Below are 8,708 nucleotides of genomic sequence, written 5' to 3'. Positions count from 1 at the left end.
CTAGAAAGACGCACACAAAAATTGCGAGTGCGTAAACAACGATCCTTCGATCCGGGGTTTGATCCTTTACAATTTCACGCATCGTGTATTTATCATCTCTCTGGTTTGGCGAAGAAAATCAACGTTACACGCAGACTGGCTTCGAATACAGCCCCTGCACAACAATAAGTGAACTTGTGAGTGAGACAGCCGGTAACCCCAATCCTACTGGCTGTAGTTAGCAAAAATTTCTTTTTGTTTATGCTTGAAAGGCAGGGTGCTTCGGTACTCTGCCTTTCTTTTTGGGCTCTCGAAGATGCAATCGCGTAAACTTGACCTATTCTCTACAGCCTGGAGTGTCGCGGTCATTGCCTTACGGCCACTGAAACCCTAGCTTTGTCTGAGCAGTTCATAAAAAGGGAGCATGTAAGTGCCCATACGCGTTTTGCGCCAAACAAGCCTTGTTGCGGTATTAGCCGTCTTTGGAATGCCCGTCGCGGCCGAGCCAGCGGGCGCATACCTCGCGGCGCGGTCCGCTGCTGTAACGGGAGATTATGATACTGCTGCGCGCTATTATTCTCAGGCTCTGGCGCAGGACGCGTCGAACCCAGAAATTTTAGAAAATGCCAGTTTTGCACTTTTGGCGCTTGGTGATATCGAGCGATCCGCTGTGATTGCGAGCAAACTGCTGGCGGATGGTCATAGCAGTCAGGTTGCGCAAATGGCGTTGATCGCGCTGAGCGCACAGGAAGAAAATTACGCAGATGTGCTTGCTCGCATTTTGGAAGACCAAGGTGTCGGTCCCCTTGTTGATGGATTGCTCAAATCATGGGCGCAGATCGGCATTGGCGAAGTCACAACGGCACTCGAGAACTTCGAAAAGATCGGTGAAGAGGCGGGATTGCAGGGCTTTGCACTGTATCACAAGGCTTTGGCGCTTGCGATGGTCGGGGACTTTGAGGGATCTGACGAGGTTTTTGCGATGCCAGAAGCCGGATCGCTACGCCAAACCCGCCGTGGTGCCATCGCGCATATCGAAGTGCTTAGTCAGCTTGGACGGACCGAGGATGCGCTGAACACGCTCGATTCATCCTTTGGTCCGGATATTGATCCAAAACTAAAGTCGATGCGCGCAGCCTTGGTCGCGGGTGAGAAACTTCAATTCAGCCTTGTTACGACGGCGCGTGAGGGAATGTCTGAAGTCTTTTTCACTGTCGCTAGCGCTTTGCGCAATGAAGCCAGCGAAGACTACACATTGCTGTATTCTCGGGTCGCGTCGTATCTGAATCCGATGCACAGCGATGCAACGTTACTTTCGGCTGGCTTGTTAGAGCAGATGGAACGTTTCGAATTGGCAACTGCGACCTATGAACAGGTGGGTCGTGATGATCCTGCGTTTCATGCTGCTGAACTAGGACGCGCTGAGGCGCTGCGCCGGAACGGCAAGCTAGAAGTCGCAATTGAAGTGCTGGAAGGGCTGGCTAAATCGCATGGCGATCTACCGCTTGTGCATTCTTCGCTTGGCGATCTTTTGCGCCAATTAGAGCGATTTGAAGAGGCGATTTCAGCCTATGACATGGCGCTCACAAAGTTTGATACAGAAACCAGCGGTCAATGGTTCATCTACTATGCACGCGGCATTGCGCACGAACGCTTGGACAATTGGACGAACTCTGAAGCTAATTTCCGCAAGGCGTTAAAGTTGAATCCGGAGCAGCCACAGGTCTTGAACTATCTCGGGTATTCTTTGGTCGAAAAACAGGAAAAGCTGGACGAGGCGCTGAGCATGATCGAACGTGCAGTCGCCGCGCGGCCTGACAGTGGTTATATCGTCGATAGCCTTGGCTGGGTTCTTTTCCGCCTTGGACGCTATGAAGAAGCTGTCGCGCCGATGGAGCGCGCGACGGAATTGATGCCGATTGATCCGATTGTGAACGATCATTTGGGCGATGTGTATTGGTCTGTTGGTCGATACCTCGAAGCAGAATTTCAATGGAAGCGTGCGCTTTCGTTCGTTGATTTCGGGGATGCTGGTCAGGAAGCTGATCCAGATCGTATTCGTCGCAAATTGGACGTCGGCTTAGACGTGGTGCTGGAAGAAGAGGGCGCAGAGCCCCTTAGACTGGCTGATGACGGCTAACGTGATTACGCGGCTTGCGAGGGCCAAGATCAACCTGACGCTGCATGTGACGGGTCAGCGCGATGATGAATATCATTTGCTGGATAGCCTGGTGTGCTTTGCCGATGTTGGCGATGTTGTGCGCGTTGAAGCGGCGGATGGGCTGCGCTTGTCGGTTGATGGCCCTTTGAGTGCGGGTGTGCCGACGGATAGCGGTAATCTGGTTTTGAAAGCAGCGGCATTGTTTGGGCACTCTGCTGGTGCGCATATTTTGCTGACAAAGACCCTACCGAATGCGGCGGGTATTGGTGGTGGGTCTGCTGATGCGGCGGCGGCTTTGCTGGCCTTGGCTGAACTTTGGGATGTTCCTTTGCCCGATGACGTGGTGCGCTTGGGTGCGGATGTTCCTGTGTGCATGGCCCCAATGGCGTTGCGTATGCGCGGTGTCGGGGGCGATCTGTCGATGGTTCCAGTGCTACCTCCGCTTTGGGCGGTTTTGGTGAATCCGCGTGTCGCGCTTGAAACACCGCCTGTGTTCAGGGCTTTGGCACACAAAGAGAACGCTGCGATGGATCGCGTGCCCAAGTGCGCCGATGTGATTGAGTTTGCACAGTGGTGCCGCCTGCAGCGTAACGATCTGGAATCGCCTGCGATTGGTTTGGCACCGATCATTGAGGACGTGTTAAGCGCGCTTAGTGGGTCTTTGCTCGCGCGCATGTCTGGATCAGGGGCGACGTGTTTTGGGCTGTGCGAAAGTGCAGAGCAGGCAGATGCGTTGGCGTCGCAAATCCACGAAGATCATCCCGATTGGTGGGTTGTGGCGACGACGCTCAATTAATTCGCGCGACGACGTAACCAGCCAGATCCCGAAGCATATCGCGTACGAGATGGGCGGGCAGTTGATCAATTGCTTTCACTGCTTTGTTAGCCCATGCGAGGGCCTCGTTGCGAGTATCATCCAGCGCGCCGTGTTTGTGGAGCAGGGCAATTGCGGTTTCCAGATCGCCGTCTTCTTGGCGACCCTTCTCGATTGTGCGCACCCAAAAGGCACGTTCTTCTGCGTCGGCTTTGGCAATCGCTTTGATCAGCGGTAGCGTCAGTTTCTTTTCACGGAAATCATCGCCGACGTTTTTGCCAATGGCGTTTGGATCGCCTGACATATCCAGCAGGTCATCCACGATCTGGAAGGCAATGCCCAACGCATCGCCGTACTCGAACAAGGCTTTGACATAGGTTTCATCCGCACCTGCGATCACGCCGCCGACTTTGGTCGCGGCTGAAAATAGTGCTGCGGTTTTGCCGCGTACGACTTGGAGATAAATCGCTTCGGTCGTTGCGAGGTCTTGGGCGGCGGTCAATTGCAGCACTTCGCCTTCCGCAATTGTTGCGGATGCGTTGGCCAGAATGTCGAGAACGCGCATGGAACCGGTTTCGACCATCAATTGGAAAGAGCGTGAGAAGAGGTAATCGCCCACTAAAACAGAGGACTTGTTATCCCAAAGCAGGTTCGCGGTCGGACGGCCACGGCGTTGGCCGCTTTCATCAACAACATCGTCGTGCAGCAAGGTTGCTGTGTGAATGAATTCAACTGTCGCAGCCAAGTGTACATGGAATGGTCCTGTGTAGCCACACAAATGTGCCGCAGCGAGCGTGAGCATGGGACGCAAGCGTTTGCCGCCCGCTTCAACCAAATGCGCCGTGACTTCTGGGATGCGCGGGGCGTGTTCGGACGCCATGCGCTGACGGATCAGAACGTTCACAGCGTCCAGATCAGCGGCTAGATAGGCGGCCATCGCATCATGTGGCTTTATTGCATTTTCGTCCAAGCTCATCACACTCTCGCTCCTGCCTTGTTCAGACCCTGTACAAACCTGGGTGTCACGCTTACTTAAATCACATGCAAGAATTGATGCGCACCAACGACATAACCCTCACGGCCTTGGTTCGTGCCCTCCTCGACGAGGCGGGTGTAGCGATGTTTGAGTTAGACGTAAATATGAGCGTGCTCGAAGGCTCAATAGGCATTTTGCCGCGCCGTGTGATGGTCGCGGAGCGTGACTATGACCGCGTGCTGCGGATACTGTCGGATAATGAAGTTGAAGTGCCCCACTGATCGCTTTGGCGAGGACGATTTAAGCGTCGATGACTTCCTTGGGGGGCTGGTGAAGATTGGCCAGCCTTTAAAGGGATATCGCGCTGGGGTTGATCCGGTTTTGCTGGCGGCCAGCATCCCTGCGAAGGCGGGTGAGAGCGTTTTAGAATTGGGGTGTGGGGGCGGTGTTGCGTCCTTGTGTTTGGGCGCGCGTGTGTCTGGGCTGTCTTTGACGGGTGTTGAAGTGCAGGCGGGCTACGCTGACCTTGCGCGACGTAACGCTGATAGGAACGGGTTGGAATTTAAGGTTCATTCGTCTGATTTGAATGATCTGCCGTCTGAGGTGCTTAGTCAGCGGTTTGATCATGTGTTTGCGAATCCGCCCTACTATAATCGTGCGCATAGTGTTCCTGCACAGAACATTGGGCGCGAAACGGGGCTTGGTGGGGACACGCCGCTGAGCAAATGGGTTGGCGTTGCGTCGAAACGTTTGGCCCCTAAAGGGCAGGCGCATTTTGTGCAGCGAGCGGATCGTTTGGCGGAATTGCTATCGGCGGTTTATGCGCATTTGGGATCTATCGAGGTGCAGCCGCTTTGCGCACGTCGGGGCCGCGCCGCGCATTTGGTACTGGTGCGTGCAAATAAAACGGGGCGAGCAGATTTCCGCTTACACGCACCGATTGTACTGCATGTCGGTGCAACGCACGATGAAAGTACAAAGAATTACAACGACATAATCGAAGCGGTTCTGCGTCGTGGTGCGGGTTTGAACTTTGGTGGGACTGCCTAAAGCGTGGGCATTTTAAGGTTTTGCTAACCATATGATGCGACTGCAGCGTGACACAGGAATCTTTCTGTGCTGAAATGATGTTGCACATCTAATCAAGGAGGATCTCGATGAGCCTGAGTTCGCATGTAGAACAATTGAAGAAGAAACACTCCAACCTTTCTGAAAAAGTCGAACAAGCACAACGTGCGCCCGGCATAGACACCCTTCATGTCGCGGATCTCAAAAAAGAAAAACTACGACTTAAACAAGAGATCACGCGCCTTTCGAGTTGAGTGCGATCTAAAATTTAAGTGACCTTAGCCGGCGTGAGAGCACTCTCAGCGCCGGTTTTTTATTGTTTACTGTGCGGTGCCTTGCAACGACATCACGTCAAGATCATCCGCAACCTGCGCTTCGATCGCCAATGCAGCAGCCTGTGCGCCTGCGGCTGTCGTGAAGTAGGGGATTTTGCCATAGAGCGCGACCGATCGGATTTCGCGGCTGTCGTCCACCGCTTGCGCGCCCTCTGTCGTATTGATGACCAGCGCGATTTCTTCGTTCTTGAGGGTGTCGACGATATTCGGGCGGCCCTCGTAGACCTTGTTCACAATGGAACATTCGATGCCCGCGTCAGTGAGCCAGCTTTGCGTGCCGCGCGTTGCGGTGAACGTGAAGCCAAGCGAGGCGAGTAATTGAGCAGCCTCTAGGGTTTTGTCGGTTTTATCGTCGTCGCGGATGGAAACGAAGACTTTGCCTTCGCTTGGCAGCACAACACCTGCGCCCATCTGTGCCTTGAGGAAGGCGCGTGCAAAGGATGTGTCCCAGCCCATGACTTCGCCCGTAGAGCGCATTTCTGGGCCTAGGATCGTGTCGACACCGGGGAAACGTGCGAAGGGGAGGACCGCTTCTTTCACGGAGAACCATGGCATGTTGTAATCGGCCAACGTCATTTGGTCGGGCATAGGTTGGGAGCCGGGAACCGCGTCTTTTGGGTACGCGCCACGCTTTGGGAAGTTGGACAAGGGTTCGCCCGCCATCAGGCGTGCCGCGATGGAGGCGATGGCGCTGTCGGTTGCTTTGGCAACGAACGGCACGGTACGTGATGCGCGCGGATTTACTTCGATCAGGTAAATTTCATCGTCTTTCAGCGCGAACTGTACGTTCATTAGGCCGACCACGTTTAGGGCGAGGGCGAGGGCATGCGTTTGCTCTTCGATGCGCTTGATCACGTCCTTTGACAGCGAATAGGGCGGCAAGGAACACGCGCTATCGCCAGAGTGAACGCCAGCTTCTTCGATGTGCTGCATGATGCCCGTGACATGGACTTCTTTGCCGTCACACAGCGCGTCAACGTCGAGTTCGACCGCACCTGAGAGATAGCTGTCGAGTAGAACAGGGCTGTCGCCAGACACAACAACCGCCTCAGCGATGTAGCGTTCAAGTTGCGCCATATCGCGCACGATTTCCATGGCGCGACCACCCAGAACGTAGCTTGGGCGAATGACCAGCGGGAAGCCGATGTCGTCCGCAATTGCGAGGGCTTCGGCGTCCGTGGATGCGATGCCATTACGTGGTTGCTTTAGGTTCAGTTGGTTCACAAGCGCTTGGAAACGCTCGCGATCTTCGGCCAGATCAATCGCGTCGGGTGTGGTGCCGAGGATTGGGATGCCTTCCGCCTCTAGCGCGTTGGCTAGTTTCAGAGGGGTTTGTCCGCCGAACTGAACGATGACGCCGTGGAGCGTGCCGTTCTCAAGTTCAACGCGCAGGATTTCCATGACGTGTTCGAACGTAAGCGGTTCGAAATAAAGGCGATCAGAGGTGTCGTAATCCGTCGAAACAGTTTCGGGGTTACAGTTGATCATGATCGTCTCGTAACCCGCATCCGTCAGCGCGTAGCACGCGTGGCAGCAGCAGTAATCGAACTCGATGCCTTGGCCGATGCGGTTAGGACCGCCGCCTAGAATGACGACTTTATTTCGATCAGAGGGACGCGCTTCGCATTCTACGTCGCCAAAAGCGGGGGCCTCGTAGGTGGAATACATGTAGGGCGTTTGCGCTTCGAATTCTGCGGCGCATGTGTCGATTCGTTTGAACACGGCTTTGACGCCGACTGCGTGACGCGCCTTGCGCACGTCTTTCTCTTTGAAGCCAGTCAGATTGGCGAGACGGGCATCTGTGAAGCCCATCATCTTAAGCTGGCGCAAACCGGCTTCATCGCTTGGCAGACCATTGGCGCGCACGACTTCTTCGGCCTCGACGATTTCGCGGATACGGGCAAGGAACCAAGGATCGAACATCGTGACGACGTGGATTTCATCGTCTGTTAGTCCATGACGCATGGCTTGCGCGATGGTGCGCATCCGGTCGGGTGTCTGTTTGGAAATCGCTTTGATGACTGCTGATTTCTCAGGCGCGCCTTCGATGTCGATTTCGTCGAAGCCTGTCAGGTCGGATTCCATTGACGCCAGCGCTTTTTGCAGGCTTTCGTGGATCGTGCGACCAATGGCCATGGTTTCGCCGACGGATTTCATTGCTGTCGTCAGATAGGGCTCGGAGCCTGGAAATTTCTCAAACGCGAACTTTGGGATTTTGGTGACGACATAGTCGATTGTTGGCTCAAACGACGCAGGCGTTACCTTTGTGATGTCGTTGTCGAGTTCGTCCAGAGTGTAACCAACCGCCAGTTTCGCGGCGATCTTGGCGATTGGGAAACCCGTTGCTTTGGACGCAAGCGCGGAAGAACGCGACACGCGTGGGTTCATTTCGATAACGACCATGCGGCCATCAGCGGGGTTCAGGGCCCACTGTACGTTAGATCCACCCGTTTCCACGCCGATTTCACGCAGGACTGCGATGGAGTGGTTGCGCATTACTTGGTATTCTTTGTCCGTCAGGGTCAGCGCGGGGGCGACCGTGATCGAATCGCCTGTGTGCACGCCCATGGGGTCAATGTTTTCGATTGCGCAGACGATGATCGCGTTGTCAGCGGTGTCGCGCACGACTTCCATCTCAAATTCTTTCCAGCCCAGAAGGGACTCGTCCACGAGGATTTGGTTCACCGGGGACGCGTCCATCCCAGAGCGGCAGAAAAATTCGTAATCTTCGCGGTTATACGCCACGCCGCCACCTGTGCCGCCCATCGTAAAGGCAGGACGGATGATCGCGGGCAGGCCGACATAATCAAGTGTTTCAAGCGCGATGCGCACGCCCTCGGAAAGGTCGGCTTTGCCGTTTTCATCTGTCGGCGCGGTTACGATCGTCGCTTTGGGGTTTTCGATACCGAGGCGATCCATGGCTTCGCGGAACAGTTTGCGATCTTCTGCCATTTCAATGGCTTCACGCTTGGCACCGATCATTTCGACGCCGTATTTTTCCAGCACGCCCATTTCTTCAAGTGCCAAAGAGGTGTTCAAACCTGTCTGACCACCCATCGTGGGAAGCAACGCATCAGGGCGTTCTTTCTCGATGATCTTGGCGACAATTTCAGGGGTGATTGGTTCGATATAGGTTGCATCGGCAAGGTTTGGATCGGTCATGATCGTGGCTGGGTTCGAGTTTACCAGAATGACACGGTAGCCTTCTTCGCGAAGGGCCTTACACGCTTGAGCGCCAGAGTAGTCGAATTCGCAGGCTTGCCCAATGACGATTGGCCCCGCGCCGATGATCATGATGGATGAAATGTCGGTACGTTTGGGCATAGTAAACCTCATTTTCGGGGCGGTCTGTTTAAGTGGCAGAACAGAGTCGCG

7 protein-coding genes are annotated in these 8,708 nt (G+C 54.7%); 5 read left to right on the top strand and 2 right to left on the bottom strand.

Annotation, left to right across the window (positions count from 1 at the left end; all coding sequences use genetic code 11):
• The first annotated feature begins 409 nt into the window (after positions 1-409).
• Together QZ279_RS00625 and QZ279_RS00620 are read left to right on the top strand one after the other, a co-directional pair.
• Entirely contained in the window at positions 410-2,119 is a 1,710-nt protein-coding gene (locus QZ279_RS00625) for a tetratricopeptide repeat protein (protein ID WP_293446854.1), read from the top strand.
• Positions 2,109-2,936, top strand: a complete 828-nt coding sequence (locus QZ279_RS00620; protein ID WP_293446853.1) for a 4-(cytidine 5'-diphospho)-2-C-methyl-D-erythritol kinase — start codon at positions 2,109-2,111, stop codon at positions 2,934-2,936. Before QZ279_RS00625 ends, QZ279_RS00620 begins: the two co-directional genes overlap by 11 nt.
• On the opposite strand, the gene QZ279_RS00615 is transcribed toward QZ279_RS00620, so the two are convergent.
• A complete protein-coding gene (locus tag QZ279_RS00615) occupies positions 2,929-3,930 on the bottom strand; it encodes a polyprenyl synthetase family protein (protein ID WP_293446852.1) in 1,002 nt (333 codons plus the stop codon). The genes QZ279_RS00620 and QZ279_RS00615 overlap by 8 nt on opposite strands.
• 65 nt (positions 3,931-3,995) lie before the next feature.
• Here QZ279_RS00615 and QZ279_RS00610 point away from each other — a divergent pair, with 65 nt between their 5' ends.
• From QZ279_RS00610 to QZ279_RS00600, 3 genes are all read left to right on the top strand, one after another.
• Positions 3,996-4,211 carry a DUF2007 domain-containing protein gene (locus QZ279_RS00610; protein WP_293446851.1) on the top strand — a complete coding sequence of 72 codons (216 nt, stop codon included), beginning with the start codon at positions 3,996-3,998 and terminating at the stop codon, positions 4,209-4,211.
• Complete coding sequence (locus QZ279_RS00605; protein WP_293446850.1) at positions 4,189-4,980, top strand: methyltransferase; 792 nt, start codon at positions 4,189-4,191, stop codon at positions 4,978-4,980. Before QZ279_RS00610 ends, QZ279_RS00605 begins: the two co-directional genes overlap by 23 nt.
• Positions 4,981-5,087: 107 nt before the next feature.
• Positions 5,088-5,252 (top strand): DUF465 domain-containing protein, encoded by a 165-nt coding sequence (locus tag QZ279_RS00600; RefSeq protein WP_293446849.1) that lies wholly within the window; start codon positions 5,088-5,090, stop codon positions 5,250-5,252.
• A 66-nt stretch (positions 5,253-5,318) separates the two neighbouring features.
• On the opposite strand, the gene carB is transcribed toward QZ279_RS00600, so the two are convergent.
• On the bottom strand, positions 5,319-8,657 hold the full coding sequence (carB, locus tag QZ279_RS00595) for a carbamoyl-phosphate synthase large subunit (protein ID WP_293446847.1): 3,339 nt from the start codon (positions 8,655-8,657) through the stop codon (positions 5,319-5,321).
• Positions 8,658-8,708 lie beyond the last annotated feature (51 nt).

The organism is Planktotalea sp. (assembly GCF_018607965.1).
Taxonomy (GTDB): domain Bacteria; phylum Pseudomonadota; class Alphaproteobacteria; order Rhodobacterales; family Rhodobacteraceae; genus Planktotalea.
The sequence above is the reverse complement of the archived record's forward strand: the minus strand, read 5'-3'. Positions and strand labels throughout refer to the sequence as shown.